The following is a 21,794-nucleotide window of genomic DNA, read 5'->3' as shown; positions in this document are numbered from 1 at the left end:
TAAAATATTTGCTACGTGAGTAAAACAGCTATCTCGCAAACTTTTGCACAGTCTCCGCAATTGCAGAAACTGGGAACTGCTATTGCCCAGTCTGAAAGTAAAACACATATTCAAGGTCTTGTTGGATCATCTTTATCCTTTACCATAGAAGATGCTTTTCACAAAAGTGAAAAACCTTTCTTATGCATTTTTAATGATAAAGAAGAAGCTGCCTACTACCTTAATGATTTAGAACAATTATTAGGTGATAAAAATGTACTTTTTTATCCCGGAAGTTATCGACGTCCTTATCAGATCGAAGAAACTGATAATGCGAATGTGTTGCTTAGAGCCGAAGTATTAAATAGAATTAACTCCAGAAAAAAACCTGCTCTAATTGTTACATACCCAGATGCTTTATTCGAAAAAGTAGTAACCAGAAAAGAACTAGAAAAGAACACGCTAAAAATTTCGATTGGCGATACATTGTCATTGGATTTTGTAAATGAAGTGTTATTCGAATATCAATTCCAAAGAGTCGATTTTGTAACTGAACCCGGAGAGTTTTCGGTTCGTGGTGGAATTGTAGATGTTTTTTCATTTAGTAATGATGAACCTTATCGTATAGAATTTTTTGGTGATGAAGTAGATAGTATTAGAACTTTTGATGTAGAAACACAATTGTCTACCGATCAAATTAAGAAAATCACTATTATTCCCAATGTAGAGAATAAAGCCATACAAGAAACTCGTGAAAGTTTCTTAAAATATATAGCTTCTAAAACAGTAATCTTTGTCAAAGATATTGATCTACTATCTTCAAGAATTGACAAAAATTATGAAAAAGCTAAAGAGGCCTTTAAAACATTATCAGAAGATATCAAACATGCAACTCCGGATGAATTATTTACCTCATCAGAAGTTATTAAAAAACAACTTTTAGATTTTACATTAGTAGAAATTGGCAATCGACCTTTTACCAAAGCTGATTATGCTATAAAATATAACACAAAACCTCAGCCTTCATTTAATAAGCAATTCAATTTATTAATTGAAAACCTTAATGAAAATCATGAAGCGGATTATAAAAACTATATCTTTTGTGTTAGCGAACAACAGGCAAAACGTTTCCATGACATTTTTGATGATGCTGATTTAGACGTTAAACAATATGAAACGGTTGTTTTTTCTGCATATCAGGGTTTTATAGACCATGATCAAAAAATTATTTGTTATACAGATCATCAGATTTTTGAGCGTTATCACAAATTCAATCTTAAAAGTGGATACGCCAAAAAGCAAGCGATTACGCTAAAAGAACTTACTAATCTCGAAGTTGGAGATTATGTAACTCATATTGATCATGGAATTGGAAAATTTGGTGGCTTACAAAAAATAGATGTTGAAGGCAAAAAACAAGAAGCCATCAAACTCATTTATGGAGAGCGCGATGTGCTATATCTTAGTATCCATTCCCTTCATAAAATTTCGAAATTTAATGGTAAAGATGGCAAAGCTCCACAGATCTACAAATTAGGGTCTAAAGCTTGGAAAACGCTAAAACAAAAAACAAAAGCTAGAGTAAAGCATATTGCATTTAATTTAATTCAATTATACGCTAAAAGAAAACTACAGAAAGGATTTCAGTATGCCCCTGATAGTTATTTGCAACATGAATTAGAAGCTTCCTTTATCTATGAAGATACTCCAGATCAAAGCACCGCAACAGAAGCAGTAAAAGCTGATATGGAAAGTGAGAGGCCTATGGATCGTCTGATATGTGGGGATGTTGGTTTTGGTAAAACAGAAGTGGCAATAAGAGCTGCTTTTAAAGCTGTTGACAATGGAAAACAAGTCGCAGTACTTGTACCCACAACCATCCTTGCTTTTCAGCATGCAAAAACCTTTAGAGAACGACTCAAAGATTTTCCAGTTGTTGTCGATTATGTGAATCGTTTTAGAACTGCCAAACAAAAAAGAGAAACCTTAGAAGACTTAGCCAATGGTAAAGTAGATATCATTATTGGAACGCATCAATTAGTAAATAAAAATGTAAAATTTAAAGATCTTGGTTTGTTAGTTATCGATGAAGAACAGAAGTTCGGTGTATCGGTAAAGGATAAACTAAAAACTATTAAAGAAAATGTAGATACATTAACCTTAACGGCAACTCCTATTCCAAGAACATTGCAATTTAGTTTAATGGCGGCGAGAGATCTTTCGACCATTACTACTCCTCCACCAAATCGTTACCCAATAGAGACCAATGTTATTCGGTTTAATGAAGAAAGCATCAGAGATGCCGTTAGTTATGAAATACAACGAGGAGGACAAGTATATTTTATTCATAATAGAATAGAAAATATTAAAGAAGTAGCCGGAATGGTACAACGTTTAGTACCTGATGCTAAGGTGGCTGTTGGACACGGACAAATGGATGGAAAAAAACTAGAAAGTCTCATGCTTTCTTTTATGAATGGAGAATTCGACGTATTAATTTCTACTACTATTGTAGAAAGTGGATTGGATGTACCTAATGCCAATACTATTTTTATCAATAACGCCAATAATTTTGGGCTTTCTGATTTACATCAAATGCGTGGTCGTGTCGGTAGAAGTAATAAGAAAGCCTTTTGTTACTTTATTACACCTCCGTATTCTGCAATGACCGACGATGCCAGAAAAAGAATTACAGCATTAGAGCAATTCTCGGAATTGGGAAGTGGATTTAATATCGCTATGAAAGATTTAGAAATTAGAGGTGCAGGAGATTTATTGGGCGGAGAGCAAAGTGGTTTTATTAATGAAATTGGATTTGACACCTATCAGAAAATCTTAAATGAAGCTATCGAGGAGCTGAAAGAAAATGAGTTCGCAGAATTATATGAAGATACCTCTAAAGAAAAAGTCTATCTAAAAGATACCCAAATCGATACAGACTTCGAATTGTTGTTTCCTGATAGTTATATTAATAATATTACAGAACGTCTTAACTTATATAAAGAGCTTAATGAGATCAAAGATGAAGAAGGACTACAAGCTTATGAAAAACGACTTATAGATCGTTTTGGAGAATTACCAGATCAAGCCACTGATCTTCTAAATTCGGTACGAATTAAATGGATTGCTACAAGTATCGGAATTGAGAAGGTTATCATGAAACAAAACAAATTGATTGGATATTTCATAAGCGATCAACAATCTAGTTTCTACCAAAGCCCTGCATTTAGTCAAGTACTTCAATTTGTACAAAAAAACCCAACTAAGTGTAAGATGAAAGAAAAAAATACGAGAAACGGATTAAGGTTGTTACTAACGTTTGACAATATTAATACCATTGATCGTGCGTTACACGTTTTGCAACCTCTAAAATTTAAACAAAAAACCGAACAAAATTCTTAGTAAAGTTCCATCTAACGCAAGGGATTCTAAAGAATTTTCAGCTTAACGACACTTAATTGCAATTCGTCGACAGTAATGCCTAACTAATCGTTTAAAATATTTGTACGTTCCTTTTCTAGGTAATTTTACATCAGAATATAATGTAAAAACCAACTTAGATTATGAAAAGGAAAGAAGAATTTAGTTTTTTAAAAGGAACTTGGAAGCAAATAAAAAAGATTAATGATAAGGTTTATCAGATAATCGATGGATTAGATACCCATAAACTATATGCTATAAATTATAAAAATCTAAAACAACGATTTGCAGAAGAATTGGAAAATTATAAAAACCATCCAGAATTGATAGATATCGAAGAATTTTCTGCGAATTATGTTTTTGGATATCATTCTTCAAATAACATAGACAATATGTATAGTAAACAGGCAATGTTTATAGAGGTAAAAAGCTACCTAAATAATATGAGAAATTGTGCCTAATTATTTTCTATACTTTTAAAAACTATATTTCTTTTTTGTATTAAGTTCACTTATCTTCCATTTTAATTTTGTGTGATTGCTACAAATATCTTCTTAAGACAAACACAAATACTTCGAAATAATTCCTATATTTCAAAATCAAATAAACCTAGCAAAATCTTCGAACACCGCATTATAACTGAAATGTCAGGTTAATGTCGGGTCAAAGTCAAGCGTAAAAATTTGAGATACTATCTCATACACCTAATATTGCTGTATCAAATGAAAACAAGTTCTAGTCATTCTACTGCAGAGAATACTACTTCTACAGAATCTAAAAACTTAAAAATCATGAAACAGCCAGCATTAGGAATAAAAATATCCGAATTACGAAAATCCAAAGGGTTAACTCAAGAAGAACTCGTAGAACAATGTAACATTAGTGTTCGAACCATTCAACGCATAGAAGCAGGAGAAGTAACACCAAGAAGTTACACTATTAAAACCATATTGTCCGCTTTAGATTATGATCTCGAAGACATCCAAACAAGAGATTCTCAGGTAACCAAAGAATTTAAAAAACTATTTCTACTAGACATTGACGATAGTAAAGAAGCTTCTTTCTTAAATAGACAACTTACCATCTCATGGATTAGTGGAATCATCTATTTTATATTAGGCTTCGTTGAGTTTGCTTTTGATTATGCAAGATACTTTGATAATTCGATGATTGTATCTAATGCAATCTATAGTATTCTTAAATTAACAGTGCTAGCTTCATTTATTTTGTTTATGCGGGGATTTATATTATCCGGCAAAATTTTCAAAAACTATCTGTTAAGAATTATAGCTTTTATCTTAACTATTATGACAATCATTTTCTATAGTTATGATATCATATCCATATATCTTGGAGAATTTGACACCATGTACATAGTAGGTGCTCATAGCGTATCCATTGGTATTATCGGTGTTCTATTTGGAATTTCTGTAATTAGATTACAAAATGCTCTAGGAATGCTAGCCAAAACTACAGGAATCTTCGAAATCATTGCTTATGGATGTATGGCAACAGTATTATTAGGGATTCTAGGATATTTCTTGCTTACTCCAACTATTATCTTAGAAATTATTTTGTTGTTCAGAATTTCTGAAATGATAAAAGCTAAACAAGAAGAAACTCATCTAGAATAATATTCTCACTTCTTAAGAATTCTTTTTTCTTCATTAAGAACAACTCTTAATGACTGGGAAACCTATCTCAATTTTAATCAGAAACTATCATGAAAAAAGCGATCATATCTATAACAATTATAATCTTATTACTATTAAGCTACTTCTTTTTTGAGCCTATTTTTACATATACATCAGGTTGGAATAATTCTCCTGGCAAAAGTGAATTAAACCCAATACACGCACATAAAAATATTACGCAACAAAAAGCTGATAGTATTTTAAAAATTATCTATAAAAGATTAAATGCACCAGCTGTATCGATTGCTGTCGGTCAGAATAACAAGGTAATTTGGTCTAATGCGATGGGATATCAAGATATTAAAAACAAAACATTGGTAGATCTCAACACTAAATTCAGAATAGGAAGTACATCAAAAGCTGTAACTTCCTTAGGAATTGGAGTTCTTCTTCAAGAAAATAAACTTCGTTTGGATCAAAAAGTAAAACAACTAGTTCCTTATATAAAAAATCATCTTGGAGAACTTACGCTAAAACAATTGGCTTCTCATACATCGGGAATACGAAACTACGGGGTTTGCTTTTGCTTTCCTGTTTGGGAATATTATAACAACGACTCGTTTTCTAGTGTAGAACAAAGTGTAAGATTATTTAGCGATGATCCGTTATTATTTGATCCTGGAGAACAGTTTAGCTATAGCAGCTATAATTATACATTAGTAAGTGCTATGCTAGAAGGAGCTACTGGAAAAGTATTCCCAAAATTCATGAAAGAATCTGTTTTTGATCCTTTACAAGCAAAATATATTGAAGAAGAGACCTCTGAAACCTTAAAAAATGCGGCAAAATTTTACGAGGTGCAAGATCAACAGTACAAAGAAGTGTATCCCGTTAACAACAGCAATAAATGGGCTGGTGGAGGATACTTAGCATCTCCTACAGCCTTGGTTAAGTTAGGAAACGCTTTTATGAATCATTGTCTTTTTGACCTACAAACCAGAGATCTACTCACGACACCAATAACACTTAATAGTTCTGAGGTGAATGAACAAAATTATGCTATTGGATGGAGAAATGACACCAAAGATATATTCGAAAATGGGACACAAATTAATATATGGCATCATGGTGGCATTGCTAATGGATCTATTTCATTACTAATGCTATTTCCAGAGTATAATTTATCTATATCAATGCTAGCCAATAAAAATGGAACATCTGCAGATTTATTCGAAAATGTATATGCAATTGCTAAAATATTTATACATCAAAATACTATATAAATAATAAGTCCAGAATATTTTCATATTCTGGACTTTAAAATATTTGAATTAGCCTTTTTTCTTAGAATGGTCCGCCTACGGGTCTACATAGGCATCCTGCGCAGATTAGTGGATAATCACATTCACTATCCGAATGACATTCGGAATTTAATCCTCCTCCACCGTTGATAACTTGTTGCTGTTCCTTGTTTAATTGATTCACTCCTTGTTGAGCTAAAATTGATTTTAACATAATAATTTGTTTTAAGATTATTTGAATTCTGGTATAAGTTACAAAATAAAAGAGAGGAAAATTCCCTTTTTTATAGTTAAATTGATTTTAATATTCAATACTACTTTCTATAATTCGAAGATTACTTGTTCCTGCATCAGAAACATATAAAGTCTTCTGATTTCTACTTGCCAAAATTCCGTTTGGGAAATTAAAGGTAGCCTCAGAAATATCACCGTCGTTATTTCCTAAAATGCTTCCGGCAAATACCTCAAATTCGTTCTCTTTATTAGGATTAATTTTATAGATCTTGTGTTCTCCAAGTTGAGTAGCAAAAAGAAAACCTCGTGCATATGTCAAAAATCCGAGGAAATTGGCATTTGCAGCTGTTGCAGGTAACTCAGCAATAAAAGTAAGATCTCCATCTTTATACTTATAGATCTTTCTATCATTAAAATTTCCTATATATGCGTCTCCTCTTCGATCAAATGCTATTCCTGCAGGTCCATTTATCGGTATTCCTTCATATAGTTTGGTTACAATATTATCTTCTGATAAAATGTTAATAGTATTCGTATTATATTCAACAAATAACATATCATTTGTTCCTGGTATTCTTTTGATTCCTGCTGGAGAAATTGCAGGAATACTATCTAATTGGACTCCATCTTCAGAATATTGATAAATAGTATTTCCAAAATGATCGCAAACGTATACTTCATTCTTTTTGTTAATCCCAATACCGTTTGGAGAAACTAATCCATCTACAAATACGGTAACTTTTCTATCTGGATTCATTTTATAAACTGTATTTCCAACAAAATCAGACCCGTATAAATTCCCTTTTCGATCAATGGCCAACCCATCGTAAAAGGAACCTTCTATTACCGTCTCTACGGAGGTACTAATATTTGGTACTTCTCCTGATATACATGAAGAAAGCAATAAAAATGCAAGAAGACCCCATAAAGTAATAAGAGTATATCTTAATTTTCGAAGACTAAAAAAACAACTAACTGTTCGTTTCATTTGATTTAATTTTAAAGTTTACTTCAAAATTGAATCAAAAATCTCCTCAAATCGACCGAGTGTATACTATGAAACGCTTTTAGCTAGTTTTTAAACTTTTAATATAATTGCTTGGAGTATCATTCTTAACCATTTTAAATGCTTTATTAAAAGTAGATTTAGAATTAAAACCAGAATCTAGTGATAAGGCCAAAATCGTGTGTTTAAAATGTTCTCCTTTCTGAATTTTTAAAATAAATTCCTGAACTCTATATTGGTTGATATAGTCGTAAAAACTACATTGATGAATATTATTTAACAACCAAGAAACATTATTGGTAGTAGTACCCAATTCCTGAGAAAGATCTTTCAACGTAAGTTCGTTATTAAGATATATTTTTTTAGCAACCATTAACTCCTCCAAAGATTTCTTGAGCTGCTCTAACTCTTCTCCCGACAATCGCTGCTTTATTTCTCTTTTTTTCTTCTGTATAGGAATTCTAAAAACCTCTGGCTGTTTTAAACTAAAGAAACCAACTATATAAATAAAAACAGGTATCGAAACCCAAATTAAATGATAACTTACAAAAGCCAATTCTATTCTTCTAATAAAGAAACTATTCAGATAACTTATAACCCATAAAATCATAAAAATAGAAATACCTATCAAAAACATCTCAATATATTTTTGGACTTTTTGAGAATATGAAAGATTTGCTTTTTCCTCTTTTTTATAGATTTGTAATAAACCATAAGACATAATAGTATACATAAGATTACTAGCTAAGCCTAAGGTTTCGACAATAAAATAAATCATTCCAAAATCTCCATTCTCTATCATTTTTAATACTTCTTCCTGAGAATAAAATAGTGTCCAACCAAAAAAAGTAAGATGAAGAAATGCTGGAATAAAATGATACAAAGACATTCGATATACTGGCGATTCAAAAAAAGTCAATCTCCTAATATAGATATACAATAATGGACCAAAAATAAAAATCAATGTATCTACAAAACATGCAATTCTAAAGAAGAGTACTCCAGAAAATTTTGGATAAAATATTCTTCCTATTAACATAATAGAAGCAATAAGCAATAGTAATGCTAAAATTCGGTTAGCCGATTTATTTCTATTATGTAATAATGACAGCGTAATTGCAAGAAAAACACCTTGACTAATTCCCAAGAAAAGTAACAAATCAATAATTCCAAAAGAATTCATACCAGAGATTTTTCGTTTATTTCAAAACTAACCAAATTTTAAAATCAGGTAGTACGTTTGGGTACACTCATACTACTTTAACCATTGTTTTAGCTAATTTCATCTATGATTCTTATAACGATGTATTGAGATCGTATTTAGTAATTTCTGATACGTTACATCAGAAAATAAAGGTGATTTTAATGTTTCTAAACAATCTAGTAATTGCTTTTTTGTTCTAATGCCTATCACAGATGAGCTTATTGCCGAATGTTTAAGTACAAACTGTATCGCAGCTTCTTTTAAGGATAGATTATCATTAGATACATCTTTTAATTTTTCAAGATTTTGTTCCACTTCCAAAACTGAATGATCTAAATATTCTTTTATTGATTTCCCTGCCAATAATCCTTTGGCCAAAGTGCCTCTTGCCAAAACGCTGATATTATTTTCCAGCAATAACTCCAAACAAGATTCTTCGGGTCTTCTATCCAAAAGACTATACTGCATCATTACACTTGTAATATTAGACCTTTGCACGTACGACCTAATAACATTCGGCCTAATAGATGAAATTCCATAGTGCCTTATTTTACCCTGTTCGATCAATGTTTCAAAAGCATCAATGGTTTCATCAATAGGATCATCGATAGTACCTCCATGTAATTGATAAAGATCTATATAATCAGTTTGTAATCTCTTTAAACTATATTCAACTGCTTTAATGATATATCTTTTACTCGGATTCCAGTCCCAACCTTCTCCATTTTCTCTCAGTTTATTTCCTACTTTAGTTCCAATAATGATTTGATCGCGAAAACTCTTTACTGCTTTTCCCAGAAGTATCTCGTTTTCCCCATTTTGATATAAATCGGCAGTATCAAAATAGTTGATTCCCTTATCAAAAGCGGTTTGAATTAACTTTATATCATCTGCTGAATTTTCTTGAAGAGACATACATCCAAAAGAGATTTCACTGATCTCCAGATTCGAATTTCCAAATTTGCGAAAGTTCATCGTATATGGTATCTATTTTTATTTAATCGTTTCTTCTCAAAAATGATAAAATGCATCATCTAGATGTTCAATTCGGGTTCCTGAAGCATTTTTTATAATGGCAATAATATCAAAACGAATTTCTACATCCAGATCATTCTCTATAACATAGTGATCAATTGCTTTTACTAATGATAGTATTTGTTTTGGTTTTACAAAATTTTGGGGATCGCCAAACTCTGGAGTACTTCTTGTTTTTACTTCTACTGCGATAACTACATTATCTTTTTTAGCAATGATATCGATTTCTGCCTTTTGATATCTAAAATTCTTTTTGAGAATAGTATACCCTTTACTTTCTAAAAATTCCGTTGCTAATTTCTCTCCTTCTTTCCCTAGTTTATTATGTTCTGCCATTCCAATGAATTATACATATTCTAAAATTACCTCATCTTCTGAAACTTCTAAAGAAACTTCAGCCCCTAAGATCAATGCTCTATTATCTTCTATATGACCCATAGGAAAATTAAACACTACTGGAAAATCATAAGCTGCCACAATATCTAAAATAATTTCCTCTACATTTTTTCCAAAAGGAATATTGTTATCATGCATCTTAGTCATCCCTCCTACAACCAAACCAGACAATTTATCAAAATATCCATTCCTCTTTAGATTCTGAAGCATCCTATCGATATGATATAAATATTCATCTAAATCTTCAATGCAGAGTATTTTATTAGTACAATCCAAAGAAGAAGAAGATCCGCAGATGGAATAAAGCATAGATAAATTCCCTCCTACTAATTGTCCACGAGACTTTCCGATTTTATTAATAGGTGTCGAAGGTACTCTATAGTTAAAACGAGTTCCAAACAGTGCATTGTACAAAGACTGTTTTGCCTGCTCTGTACTTTTAAAAATATCTACCGGCATTGCAGCATGTATTGTAGAAACTCCTAGATTGTGAACATGTGAATGAATAACCGTAATATCTGAATACCCAATGATCCATTTAGGATGTTTTCGAAAATTTGTAAAATCAAGTGAATCAATAATTCGTACTGTTCCATAACCTCCACGAGCACACCAGATAGCTTTAATTTCTGGATCATCTAACATCTTCTGAAAATCATCTTTCCTTTGTTTATCCGTTCCTGCAAATTGATTATTTTCTACATCAATTGTAGTTCCTATAACTGGTGCCAAATCCCATTCTTTTAAAATATTAATTGCTTCTTTAATCTCTCTTTTAGTGATCTTTCTGGCCGTGGAAACAATTGCTATTTTATCTCCTTTTCCTACAAAATTTGGCTTCAACATTTCTTAAAATTTCAATTTATCATACTAATTAACAAATGTTTTCGTTCTAAACTATTATATTACAGTGAAAATCGTCCCTTAACACTAATTAAACCTATTGCCTATGATCTCTGATACTTCATGTAACTTAGCATCGTTAGACCCTTATATTCCTACAGCAGAGAACCCTTGGAATGTAAGTAAAATAAATCATTTATATCGCAGGGTCGCCTTCGGAGCTACTAAAGCACAGGTAATTAACGCTTTAAATCAAAATGATCCTTCAGCGTTAGTAGATTCATTAATAGACGAAGCCTTGGCACTAGTTCCTACAGCTGCTCCAGAATGGGGCTTCTGGAATCGTGATCAGTTTGAAGCAGCAGAAATGCTGAATGAAGACAACGATATAAATTTTTATCAGGAAGAAGGTAAACGACAAATGATTTATGATTTCTTACAAAATGGATTAAGAGATCGCTTGACTCTATTTTGGAGCAACCATTTTGTAACAGAGGACCAAACCTATAGAAGTCCTGCATACCAATACCAATATTATAATCTTCTTCAATTTCATGCCCTCGGCGATTTTAGACAATTCGTGTACGACATAGGAATTTCTTCTGCCATGTTAGTATATTTAAATGGAGATGAAAACACCAGAGATCGACCTAATGAAAATTATGCACGTGAATTATACGAGTTATTTACGCTAGGAGTTGATAATGGATATGATGAAAGTGATATCCTAGAAACTGCAAAAGCAATTACTGGTTGGACAGAGACCAATGATATCCCTTGGGGACCTATTACTTTTAATCCTGGTCAGTTTAGTAACGATACCAAAACCATTTTTGGTCAATCAGCAAACTTTGGATACTATGGTTTAGGAAGTCCAGATGATGTCATTGCGCATCTGTTTGTCCAAAGAGAAACACTTATTGCAAATTTTATCTGTGGTAAGTTATATACTTATTTCATTAGTCCTACCTGTAATGAAGCGATTGTTGCAGAAATGGCTCAAACGTTTATTACCAATAATTTCCAAATTGCTCCTGTATTGCGTCAGCTATTCAAGAGTGAGCACTTCTTTGATCAAGAAGCGATAGGAGCTATAATAAAAAGTCCAATTGATTTATTTGTTTCCCATTTTAATCAATTAAATTTTGAATCACCTCCTTCACTTGCTTCACTGAATTCATTACTTGGAAGAACTACTACTATTGGACAAGAAGTTTTGAATCCAATTGATGTAGAAGGTTGGCAAGGAGATGAAGATTGGATTAGCCCAGATTACCTGATTGGTAGATGGGAAGGAGTTCAAAATATTATCAATACTTTCTACGCTCAAAACCAGACACAATTTGGTGACTTCTTAAACGGTCTTCCGATAGGAACACTAGCAGATGGATTTGTAAATAACACCTTGCAAGGAGAACAAGTAACGGTTGTAGTTAAGGCAATTTTAGATTATTTTTTACCAAGAGGTTTGGAAGATCAAACTTTGTTCGATGAAGCATTAGCCATATTCAAGGAATTTTATCCCGAAAATTACTATGATTCAGATGCTGTTGCTCCTAATTTATGGACGTTAGATTTATCAGGAGTTCCTGATCAATTTTATGCGCTACTAAGTCACATTGATGAATTACCTGAATTCCAACTTAAATAATTAACCTATGTGCGATACACACCACCCCAACAATATAAAAACGAACGTTAAAGAAGGCGTTTGTAATACAGATGATCACAAAAAATGGAATCGTAGATCTTTTTTACAAGCATTAGGACTTGTAGGAGGAGGATCAATGATGCTAGCAAATACAAACCTTACTGTTTCCAAACCTTCTCCTCTATCCGTAGCTTTAAGTCAGGCTGAAACCGATAATATTTTAATTATATGCAGACTCGGAGGAGGAAATGACGGCTATAATACTATTATTCCAGTAAATCAATATGACATTTATGCAAATGCCCGACCTTTAATAAAAATCCCTCCCAGCGAATTCATCAATTTAGAAGAAAATGAATACGCAATGCCTAAGCCTATGAATAAATTGGAAAATTTATGGGGTGATGGTATGATGAAAGTAGCACATGGTGTGGGGTATGAAGATCAAACACTATCACATTTTAGAGGTACTGATATCTGGGCAAATACAAATTTAACAGAAGAAGAACGTTCTGGGTTTATGGGACGATATTTTCAGAGATTATATCCTAATTATATTACTGATCCACCTCCAAGTCCTCCATCCATCCAAATTGGTAGTTTAGGTAACCTAATTTTTAGAGGACCAGAAAATGACTTTTCTTTTGCAATTTCGGATCCAAGACGATTAGAGGCTTACATAGAAAATCAAGGATATAGTTTAGACCCTTCACCAGAATGTACTTACGGAGACCGTCTGAATTTTATTAGAGAAAGTACAAATGTTACCTATACATATGCCGAAGCAATTTCTGCAGCCTTTGATAGATCGACAGATTTTGGAGGATACTTAGAAGATGATAATTTTGCAAGACAAATGAGAATTGTAGCTCGTTTGATTAAAGGAAATCTAGGCACCAAAGTATATATGGTTACCCTTGGTGGTTTCGATACACATAATAACCAAATACAAAGACATCAGCAATTATTAAATTCTTTTTCTGAAGGAATTAGCGCCTTTTATGCAGATCTTCAAGCATCTGGGTGGGATGATAAAGTGTTAACGATGACAATTTCCGAATTCGGAAGAAGATTAGTAGAAAATGGTTCGTTAGGTACTGATCATGGAACGATTGCTCCTATGATGTTTTTTGGAACGGGACTTAATGGAAATGGTTTTATAGGAGAACATCCTACACTTCCTGACAGCCCTAGTGTAGGGTTTAATGCAGAGAGTACTAATGATTTCAGACAAATCTATTCTACTGTCATGAAAGAATGGATGTGTATCGATCCTGACACAGTAAATAATGCATTACTAGGAGCAGAGTTCGAATCCCTAGATTTAGGATTCTCTTGTGGTGGAGTAAGCCCTAATATACCTGGAGACGGAGAAACACTTTCACATATTGTAACATATGATGGTGGTCAAACTTATATCAATATTAATAATCCAGAAACCACTCATGTGGATATTACTTTGTTCAATATCATTGGTCAAAAAGTAGCAACATTACGAAATGAAATGCTTCTAGAAGGAGAACATGTGATTGATGTTAAAGCTTCCTCTGAGACCAGACTTAGTACCGGACAATATGTATATAGAATCGAAACAGGATCTGGAAAGTTTAGTAAATCATTATTAATCTCTTAAAACAGAAAACTGTTCAAAAAATCAATAAAAAAAGCACTTTTTGGTGAACCAAAAAGTGCTTTTTTTTATTACGTGTCACAAATACTAGCTCAACTTAAACGAATACTAGATTAGCAACAAAAAAACTACTGTTATTGCGTAATTTATAACGTTTTTTAATTTTAAATAAAAACAACTCCAAATAATCACTCGCTTTAATCGAACGAACAAAATTCTTAACTAACTCAATCTATTTATGACAACAACAAATACTTCATGTAATGTTGCTTCATTAAATGTCTATTCACCCAACAATTCAAATCCTTGGAATAGACAAAAAGTGAATCATTTATTTAGAAGACTTGGTTTTGGAGCAACTCCGCAAATGGTAGATGATGCTCTTAATCAAACCCCTTCTGCTTTAATTGATAATCTCATCGATGAGGCTTTGAACTTAAATCCAACCCCAGCGCCTGTATGGGGATATTGGGTAAAAGATGATTTTGATGCTACTCCAGATAACCCATTCAGTTATAGAAGAGACTGGAAAAATCAAATGGTAGCAGATATGTTCCAGAATAACCTTAGAGATCGTCTTACCTTATTTTGGAGTAATCATTTTGTAACAGAAGATGTTAATTATCAAAGCCCTGCATATTTGTTTCAATATTATAACCTATTGCAATTACACTCTATAGGAAATTTTAAAGAATTTACTTCTGATATTGGTCTTTCTTCCGCAATGCTTATCTATCTTAATGGATATGAAAACACAAAGAATAAACCCAATGAAAATTACGGAAGAGAACTCTATGAACTCTTTACATTAGGCGTAGATAATGGATACACGCAAAACGATATTGTTGAAACATCCAGAGCTCTTACTGGTTGGAATAAAAGAGAACAACGATGGGGAGCCATCACATTCGATGCCAATAAATTTGACAACGAAGATAAAACGATATTCGGTCAAGTTGGAAATTGGGATTATAATGATGTTATCAACATTCTTTTTGAACAAAGACCACAACAAATAGCACAATTTATATGTGGTAAATTCTATCGTTACTTTGTAAGTCCAGTTGTGAACACAAGTATTGTGAATCAACTTGCACAAACATTTTTAGATAACAATTTTGAAATTGCTCCTGTACTCAGACAACTTTTTAAAAGTGAACATTTCTTTGATGAAAAATCATATGGCGTTCATATCAAAAGTCCTGTAGATGTTCAGATTAACTTTTTTAAAGATCTAGGTTTCGAATTACCGGCTGATTTCGAATTTAATAACAAAATACGGGGAGGTTGCCAGGAACTAGGTCAAGAATTACTAAAGCCTGTTGATGTTGCAGGCTGGCAAGGTGACAAGGATTGGATTGATTCTAGCACAATAACTCTAAGATGGGATAGACTAGGTTGGTACGTTTGGAGAGCTTGGAGACATAATGAAGAACAATTTAGAGCAATTGGTAAAAGTATTGTAGGTGGAAACTCCAATGATGTCGAGTTTGTCTCTAAATCTATTATGGATAATTTTTTATCCAAAGAACTTATTAGCGATACAGAATACGCTCAAGGATTAGAAATTTTTAAAGATCAAGTTCCAGAAAATTATTTTGAAGATGGCACTTGGGATCTAGATTGGAATACTGCTCCTAAGCAAGTATACAATCTTTTACAGTTTCTAATAAAAATTCCAGAATTCCAACTTAAATAAAAAACATCATGTGCGATACTCATTATACAAACTTTACACCTCAATCAGGGAGTTGTAATACCAAAGAACATAAAAAATGGAACCGACGCTCATTTTTACAAGCCTTAGGGATTGTAGGTGGAGGAACTGTTGCATTTGCCAATACTGCATTATCCGTATCTAAACCTTCCCCTCTGTCTGCCGCTCTTAATGATGCTGAAACGGATAGAGTTCTGGTTATTGTAAGGCTTAAAGGAGGAAATGATGGTTTAAATACTATTATTCCCTTAAATCAATATGACACCTATGCTAACGCAAGACCAAATATTAGAATTAGGGAAAACCAGCTTTTCAATCTTAACGATGAATACGGTATGCCCAATTATGCCAATAAATTCGAACAACTTTGGGGTAATGGTCAGATGAAAATAGTTCATGGTGTTGGATATGAACAAAGTGCTTTATCTCATTTTACAGGATCAGATATCTGGGCAACATCAGATGTAACTGATCAAGAAACTTCTGGATGGATGGCAAGATATTTCGAAAATATATATCCCGATTACTTACTTAATCCACCAGAAAAACCTGCGGCGATTCAAATTGGAAGTAGCGGTAATCTTATTTTTAATGGGTCTCAAAATAATTTTGCATTTTCTGTTGCCGATCCTAAAAAACTATTTGAAATAGCACAAAATGGTTCATTGTATGACCTTAATAACCTACCAGATTGTACACATGGTGAAAAAGTTGGGTACCTGAAAGGTGTTGCTAATACAACATTTACATATGCCGGTGTTATTAATGAAGCTTATGAAAGAACCTCCGATTTTGGAAATTATCCGGATAATCGTCTTTCTCAGCAATTAAGTGTTGTTTCCCGACTTATTAAAGGCAATTTAGGGACTAAAGTATATTTTGTAACTCTTGGTGGTTTCGATACTCATAACGATCAATTAAACAGACAAGAAGAATTGATTACTCAATTATCAGAAACCATGGACTATTTCTATAAAGATCTTGCAGATGCCGGATGGGATGATAAAGTACTTTCTATGACAATCTCCGAATTTGGACGTAGAGTTAAAGAAAACGGATCTAGAGGAACTGACCACGGTACGGCTGCTCCTATGATGCTTTTCGGAACTGGTTTAGAAGGTAACGGTTTTATTGGTGATCACCCGGACTTGTCCAATTTAAATCAGAACGGTAATCTATATAACACCAATGATTTTAGGCAGGTATATGCTTCCATCATGAAAGAATGGCTATGTGTTGATAGTAATTTAGTAAATGAAGTATTACTTGGTCAACAATACAGTAACCTTGATTTAGGGTTCAGTTGTAATAGTTTAGGAACAGATGGCACCGATGGTGATGAGATTCCAACATTCGACAATTTTAATCATACCGTTACCTACACTGGTAATCAATCATATATACACATTACAAATGCCGAAGCTGGTCATACTAATGTGGACTTATATAGTTCTTCTGGACAAAAGATTGCCAATCTAAAAAATGAAATTCTTTTAGAAGGAGAACACGTTATAAATGTAAAACAGGCTGTAAAAACCACACTATCTGAAGGTTTTTATGCTTATAGAATCACAAAAGGCAAAAAAAGCTATAGCAAACCTGTTATTATTTTTTAAACAAAATTCATCAAAACACATGAAATCAGCATCTATTAGCTTTTTAGATGCTGATTTTTATTTCTAATACTCTTCGTTTAAATAAAAAAACACATATAATATCTAAGAACGAACTATTCATAAAACAACCATATTATTTATATAAAGGGTTCTTATTTTACCTAGGCGTTTATTACCTTTGTCCCTCATTTTTACAAGCATTATGAGCACATCAAAGAGATATACAATTACATCCGCATTACCATATACTAATGGACCTATTCATATTGGTCACCTTGCAGGAGTTTACGTTCCTGCAGATATTTACTCAAGATATCTTAGAATAACAGGGAATGATGTAGCCTTTATTTGTGGTAGTGATGAACACGGTGCTGCTATACCAATGCGAGCTAAAAAAGAAGGAGTTTCTCCACAAGTGATTATAGATAAATATCATGCAATCATCAAAAAGTCTTTCGAAGATTTTGGTATTACTTTCGACAATTATTCTCGTACCTCTGCTCCTATTCATCACGAAACAGCTTCTGAGTTTTTTAAGAAACTATATGATGATGGTAAATTTATCGAAGAGACTTCAGAACAATTATACGATCCAGAAGCAGATCAATTTTTAGCGGATCGTTTTGTTATAGGTACTTGCCCAAAATGCGGACATGAAGAAGCCTATGGAGATCAATGCGAAAACTGTGGAAGCTCTCTTAATGCTACCGATCTTATTAACCCAAAGTCAACCATCTCTGGAGCAAAACCAACATTAAAACAAACCAAACACTGGTTTTTACCATTGGATCAATATGAAGACTTCCTAAAAGAATGGGTTTTAGTTGGTCATAAGAAAGACTGGAAAACAAATGTATATGGTCAGATAAAATCTTGGGTAGACGATGGACTAAGACCAAGAGCTGTAACTCGTGATTTAGACTGGGGTATTCCGGTTCCGGTAGAAGGTGCAGCAGGAAAAGTACTATATGTATGGTTTGATGCACCTATTGGTTATATTTCTTCTACTAAAGAATGGGCAGAAAGAGAAGGTAAAGATTGGGAACCTTATTGGAAAGACAAAGACACAAAGCTTGTCCATTTTATTGGTAAAGATAATATCGTATTTCATTGTATTATTTTCCCAAGTATGCTTAAAGCGGAAGGTAGCTATATCTTACCCGAAAATGTTCCTGCTAATGAATTCCTGAATTTGGAAGGAAATAAGTTATCCACTTCCAAAAATTGGGCAGTTTGGCTTCATGAATATTTAGAGGATTTCCCTGGAAAACAAGACGTATTACGCTACGTACTTACTGCAAATGCGCCAGAAACTAAGGATAACGATTTTACATGGAAAGATTTTCAGGATAAAAACAATAATGAATTAGTAAACAATTTCGGGAACTTTGTAAATCGTATTGTGGTGCTTACCAATAAATATTATGAAGGCATTGTACCTACTCCCAATGAATTTTCGGAAGTGGATTTACAAACCTTAGCAGCACTTAAGGCTTATCCCGATGTTATTGGAAGCTCTATAGAAAGATATCGATTTAGAGAAGCAAGTCAGGAGTTACTAAATGTTTCGAGATTAGGAAATAAATATCTTGCAGACGAAGAGCCATGGAAACTTATCAAAACAGATCCTGAACGTGTAAAAACAATTATGTATGTTGGACTACAAATCGCATCCGCATTGGCAACCTTATCCGAACCGTTTTTGCCATTTACTTCGCAAAAACTAAAAAATATGCTCGCACTAACATCCAATAATTTAGAAGTTCAGTGGAATGAAATAGCTGATAAAGAAATTTTATTGGCGGCAGATCATAAAATCGAAAAAGGAGAATTGTTATTTTCTAAAATAGATGATGCCGATATTCAAAAGCAACTGGATAAACTAGAAGCTACCAAAAAAGCTAACGAAGCAGAAAATAAAATTTTAGAACCACAAAAAGACACCGCTACTTTTGAAGATTTTACTAAAATGGACTTACGTGTTGGGACTATTGTAGAAGCTGAAAAGATGCCCAAAGCTAAGAAGTTATTGGTACTCAAAGTAGATACAGGGATTAATACAAGAACAATCGTTTCTGGGATTGCAGAACACTTTAAACCCCAAGATCTCATCGGAAAAAAAGTGACCGTTCTAGTTAACCTTGCACCGAGAAAATTAAGAGGTGTAGAAAGTGAAGGTATGATTCTTATGACAGAGACACCTGACGGAAAATTAGTATTTCTAAACCCTGAAGAAGAAAACGTAAAACCAGGTGCGGTGATTAGCTAAACAATCATCAAAATAGTCTTTTTTATACCTAAGAGAGGTAACATTTATCCCGTTTTTGTAACTAATTTATAATTAACTAGTAGCCAGAAGATGAAAAAATTAGTTTTATTAATTAGTGTGTGGTCCATTGTGTTTTCATCAATTGCACAGGAAAAAGTCTTGGAGTTATCGGAAACATTTCGAACTTCATATCTTAGCCAAAAAGAATCCTTCGCTATATCTAATAAAAGCACAAATGAACTGGTACTCTTACTAAAAGAAAAAAAACTACTATATTCTTATTTATTAGATTCTAAATACAAAATATCGAATCAAATATATTCCAGAACAGTACCATCCAAATACAGTAAAATTTTAGGCTATAATGTAAACAACAAAATATATTCTATTTTTTATAGTAATGATAGAAATTCTAAGTTTGCGGTTTTAAGGCTTGACTTCACAAACAATTCTTCAGAAATCAAAATTCTTGAAGATTTTAAAATAAAAAATGAAGTTTACATAGAAAGCATAAACTATAATAATAAAATACATCTATTAACCACTACAGAAAACACATCTGATATAAATATTTATCTTTTTGATAAAGATTTAAACCCTACAAAAAGAGTTGTAAGATTAGAAAAATTAGAATTCCCTAAAATTGAAGTCTTAAATTCACAGCTTACTGTTTCAAATTTATTTGCTGGGATACCATTACAATATAGAATTTCTAAAATCGAATCTAGAAATCCTAATATTATAGAAACTACTTCAAGCCAGATTAAGTTATATCCTTTGGATAATGAATTGACAATAAGTTTTGACATCTCTTCAAAGGAGACAACGTTATGTCATATCAACCTTGATACCTTCGCAACAAAACTTAAAAGATATGAAATAGAACAAAGAGGAGAAGAGTTTGATCAAAGTAATTCTTATGTTTTTGATCATAAACTATTTCAAATTTCTAGCTCCAAAATCAAATTAAAATTTTCCATACTAGATTTAAAAACAGAACAGTTAATTAAAGAATATCTTATAGAAGAAAAAGATTCTATTAATTTTAAAAACTCACCTATTTTTATTGAAGGTTCTGACATTTCACAATTATTCAGAAAAGATAAATTCCGTACTGTAGAAAAAACCAAAAAATTCCTTAGAAATATTTCCTTAGGCAACGTAGGCATTTCTGCTTACAAGGTAGACCATGCATACGATATTGTGCTTGGCGGCACACTATTTTCACATGGTAGCGTAGCTCTAGGAGGTTTTGGATTTGGTGGAACCCTAGGCGGTGGTAACTTTATGTCATTCAACTTTAATCCAACTTTTTATGGATACAGAGGATATAATGCCTCTACAAAAACAACATATATTAACTGCTTATTTGATGCCAATTTTAATCATTCGCAAGGTGACATTCCTTTAAACAAATACGATATATTAAATGATTTTGAAACAACATTGCCAGAAAAAATCAATGCCATAAATATTTTTATACATAACGAGATTTTGCACTTCAATTATTTTGATCCAAAAGAAAAAATTTTCAAACTATATAAATTCGAAGAATAGTGCCCGACATATCTCCACATAAAATTGGTTAGCTTTAGATAGTTTTTAAAAACTAAATACTAGCTTTATTCTTCTTCCAAATCCTTATAAAACTTAAAACAATACATAATGCTAAACCTTCTCTTCATAAAGTGTAAAACCAGATATATCAGTATACTTTTTGCTATATTTTGTTACGGTAATTTTTCTGTATTTTCTCAGGAGATGGTTTTCGAGACTGATTACACTTTTAACAATAACTTTGGTTTTCAAAACCAATCATTAATCATAAAAAATGAGGAAAATGGTGAATTCATGTTAAT

General features: G+C 32.6%; 16 protein-coding genes. 10 read left to right on the top strand and 6 right to left on the bottom strand.

Features of this window, described 5'->3' with window-relative positions:
• Nucleotides 1-15 precede the first annotated feature (15 nt).
• From mfd to ABD077_RS05445, 4 genes are all read left to right on the top strand, one after another.
• A complete protein-coding gene (gene mfd / locus ABD077_RS05460) occupies nucleotides 16-3,381 on the top strand; it encodes a transcription-repair coupling factor (protein ID WP_343911246.1) in 3,366 nt (1,121 codons plus the stop codon).
• A gap of 161 nt (nucleotides 3,382-3,542) precedes the next feature.
• On the top strand, nucleotides 3,543-3,860 hold the full coding sequence (locus ABD077_RS05455) for a hypothetical protein (RefSeq protein ID WP_343911244.1): 318 nt from the start codon (nucleotides 3,543-3,545) through the stop codon (nucleotides 3,858-3,860).
• Nucleotides 3,861-4,121: 261 nt separating this feature from the next.
• Nucleotides 4,122-5,033 (top strand): helix-turn-helix domain-containing protein, encoded by a 912-nt coding sequence (locus ABD077_RS05450; protein ID WP_343911242.1) that lies wholly within the window; start codon nucleotides 4,122-4,124, stop codon nucleotides 5,031-5,033.
• Nucleotides 5,034-5,122: 89 nt separating this feature from the next.
• Nucleotides 5,123-6,316, top strand: coding sequence for a serine hydrolase domain-containing protein (locus ABD077_RS05445; protein ID WP_343911240.1), 1,194 nt, complete (start codon nucleotides 5,123-5,125; stop codon nucleotides 6,314-6,316).
• A 61-nt stretch (nucleotides 6,317-6,377) separates the two neighbouring features.
• Here the strand turns inward: ABD077_RS05445 and ABD077_RS05440 are convergent, their stop codons facing one another.
• The 6 genes from ABD077_RS05440 to ABD077_RS05415 all read right to left on the bottom strand — a co-directional run bounded on the left by ABD077_RS05440 (nucleotide 6,378) and on the right by ABD077_RS05415 (nucleotide 11,055).
• Nucleotides 6,378-6,548, bottom strand: a complete 171-nt coding sequence (locus ABD077_RS05440) for a hypothetical protein (RefSeq protein ID WP_343911238.1) — start codon at nucleotides 6,546-6,548, stop codon at nucleotides 6,378-6,380.
• Nucleotides 6,549-6,635: 87 nt separating this feature from the next.
• Complete coding sequence (locus ABD077_RS05435) at nucleotides 6,636-7,556, bottom strand: NHL repeat-containing protein (protein ID WP_343911236.1); 921 nt, start codon at nucleotides 7,554-7,556, stop codon at nucleotides 6,636-6,638.
• A 79-nt stretch (nucleotides 7,557-7,635) separates the two neighbouring features.
• On the bottom strand, nucleotides 7,636-8,757 hold the full coding sequence (locus tag ABD077_RS05430; RefSeq protein WP_343911234.1) for a helix-turn-helix domain-containing protein: 1,122 nt from the start codon (nucleotides 8,755-8,757) through the stop codon (nucleotides 7,636-7,638).
• Between the two features lie 99 nt (nucleotides 8,758-8,856).
• Complete coding sequence (locus ABD077_RS05425) at nucleotides 8,857-9,753, bottom strand: aldo/keto reductase (RefSeq protein ID WP_343911232.1); 897 nt, start codon at nucleotides 9,751-9,753, stop codon at nucleotides 8,857-8,859.
• Between the two features lie 36 nt (nucleotides 9,754-9,789).
• Entirely contained in the window at nucleotides 9,790-10,149 is a 360-nt protein-coding gene (locus ABD077_RS05420) for a YraN family protein (RefSeq protein WP_343911230.1), read from the bottom strand.
• Between the two features lie 9 nt (nucleotides 10,150-10,158).
• Nucleotides 10,159-11,055, bottom strand: a complete 897-nt coding sequence (locus ABD077_RS05415) for a S66 peptidase family protein (protein WP_343911228.1) — start codon at nucleotides 11,053-11,055, stop codon at nucleotides 10,159-10,161.
• Between the two features lie 103 nt (nucleotides 11,056-11,158).
• Here ABD077_RS05415 and ABD077_RS05410 point away from each other — a divergent pair, with 103 nt between their 5' ends.
• The 6 genes from ABD077_RS05410 (at nucleotide 11,159) to ABD077_RS05385 (ending at nucleotide 21,492) form a co-directional block, all read left to right on the top strand.
• The gene (locus ABD077_RS05410; protein WP_343911226.1) at nucleotides 11,159-12,703 is read left to right on the top strand and encodes a DUF1800 domain-containing protein; all 1,545 of its coding nucleotides are present in this window, start codon (nucleotides 11,159-11,161) and stop codon (nucleotides 12,701-12,703) included.
• A gap of 7 nt (nucleotides 12,704-12,710) precedes the next feature.
• Nucleotides 12,711-14,336 carry a DUF1501 domain-containing protein gene (locus tag ABD077_RS05405; RefSeq protein ID WP_343911224.1) on the top strand — a complete coding sequence of 542 codons (1,626 nt, stop codon included), beginning with the start codon at nucleotides 12,711-12,713 and terminating at the stop codon, nucleotides 14,334-14,336.
• 235 nt (nucleotides 14,337-14,571) lie between these two features.
• Nucleotides 14,572-16,032 (top strand): DUF1800 domain-containing protein, encoded by a 1,461-nt coding sequence (locus ABD077_RS05400; RefSeq protein ID WP_343911222.1) that lies wholly within the window; start codon nucleotides 14,572-14,574, stop codon nucleotides 16,030-16,032.
• An 8-nt stretch (nucleotides 16,033-16,040) separates the two neighbouring features.
• Complete coding sequence (locus tag ABD077_RS05395) at nucleotides 16,041-17,666, top strand: DUF1501 domain-containing protein (RefSeq protein ID WP_343911220.1); 1,626 nt, start codon at nucleotides 16,041-16,043, stop codon at nucleotides 17,664-17,666.
• A 202-nt stretch (nucleotides 17,667-17,868) separates the two neighbouring features.
• The gene (gene metG / locus ABD077_RS05390; protein ID WP_343911218.1) at nucleotides 17,869-19,935 is read left to right on the top strand and encodes a methionine--tRNA ligase; all 2,067 of its coding nucleotides are present in this window, start codon (nucleotides 17,869-17,871) and stop codon (nucleotides 19,933-19,935) included.
• Between the two features lie 90 nt (nucleotides 19,936-20,025).
• Nucleotides 20,026-21,492 carry a hypothetical protein gene (locus ABD077_RS05385; RefSeq protein ID WP_343911216.1) on the top strand — a complete coding sequence of 489 codons (1,467 nt, stop codon included), beginning with the start codon at nucleotides 20,026-20,028 and terminating at the stop codon, nucleotides 21,490-21,492.
• The last annotated feature ends 302 nt before the right edge of the window (nucleotides 21,493-21,794 follow it).

The sequence above is a fragment of the Aquimarina litoralis genome (assembly GCF_039523995.1).
Taxonomy (GTDB): domain Bacteria; phylum Bacteroidota; class Bacteroidia; order Flavobacteriales; family Flavobacteriaceae; genus Aquimarina; species Aquimarina litoralis.
The sequence above is the reverse complement of the archived record's forward strand: the minus strand, read 5'-3'. Positions and strand labels throughout refer to the sequence as shown.

What these genes read in the sequence shown, in the direction of transcription:
- ABD077_RS05455 (WP_343911244.1), top strand. Translation starts at nt 3,543, where the DNA reads ATGAAAAGGAAAGAAGAATTTAGTTTTTTAAAAGGAACTTGGAAGCAA.
- ABD077_RS05450 (WP_343911242.1), top strand. Translation starts at nt 4,122, where the DNA reads ATGAAAACAAGTTCTAGTCATTCTACTGCAGAGAATACTACTTCTACA.
- ABD077_RS05445 (WP_343911240.1), top strand. Translation starts at nt 5,123, where the DNA reads ATGAAAAAAGCGATCATATCTATAACAATTATAATCTTATTACTATTA.
- ABD077_RS05440 (WP_343911238.1), bottom strand. Translation starts at nt 6,548, where the DNA reads ATGTTAAAATCAATTTTAGCTCAACAAGGAGTGAATCAATTAAACAAG.
- ABD077_RS05435 (WP_343911236.1), bottom strand. Translation starts at nt 7,556, where the DNA reads ATGAAACGAACAGTTAGTTGTTTTTTTAGTCTTCGAAAATTAAGATAT.
- ABD077_RS05430 (WP_343911234.1), bottom strand. Translation starts at nt 8,757, where the DNA reads ATGAATTCTTTTGGAATTATTGATTTGTTACTTTTCTTGGGAATTAGT.
- ABD077_RS05425 (WP_343911232.1), bottom strand. Translation starts at nt 9,753, where the DNA reads ATGAACTTTCGCAAATTTGGAAATTCGAATCTGGAGATCAGTGAAATC.
- ABD077_RS05420 (WP_343911230.1), bottom strand. Translation starts at nt 10,149, where the DNA reads ATGGCAGAACATAATAAACTAGGGAAAGAAGGAGAGAAATTAGCAACG.
- ABD077_RS05415 (WP_343911228.1), bottom strand. Translation starts at nt 11,055, where the DNA reads ATGTTGAAGCCAAATTTTGTAGGAAAAGGAGATAAAATAGCAATTGTT.
- ABD077_RS05410 (WP_343911226.1), top strand. Translation starts at nt 11,159, where the DNA reads ATGATCTCTGATACTTCATGTAACTTAGCATCGTTAGACCCTTATATT.
- ABD077_RS05405 (WP_343911224.1), top strand. Translation starts at nt 12,711, where the DNA reads ATGTGCGATACACACCACCCCAACAATATAAAAACGAACGTTAAAGAA.
- ABD077_RS05400 (WP_343911222.1), top strand. Translation starts at nt 14,572, where the DNA reads ATGACAACAACAAATACTTCATGTAATGTTGCTTCATTAAATGTCTAT.
- ABD077_RS05395 (WP_343911220.1), top strand. Translation starts at nt 16,041, where the DNA reads ATGTGCGATACTCATTATACAAACTTTACACCTCAATCAGGGAGTTGT.
- metG (WP_343911218.1), top strand. Translation starts at nt 17,869, where the DNA reads ATGAGCACATCAAAGAGATATACAATTACATCCGCATTACCATATACT.
- ABD077_RS05385 (WP_343911216.1), top strand. Translation starts at nt 20,026, where the DNA reads ATGAAAAAATTAGTTTTATTAATTAGTGTGTGGTCCATTGTGTTTTCA.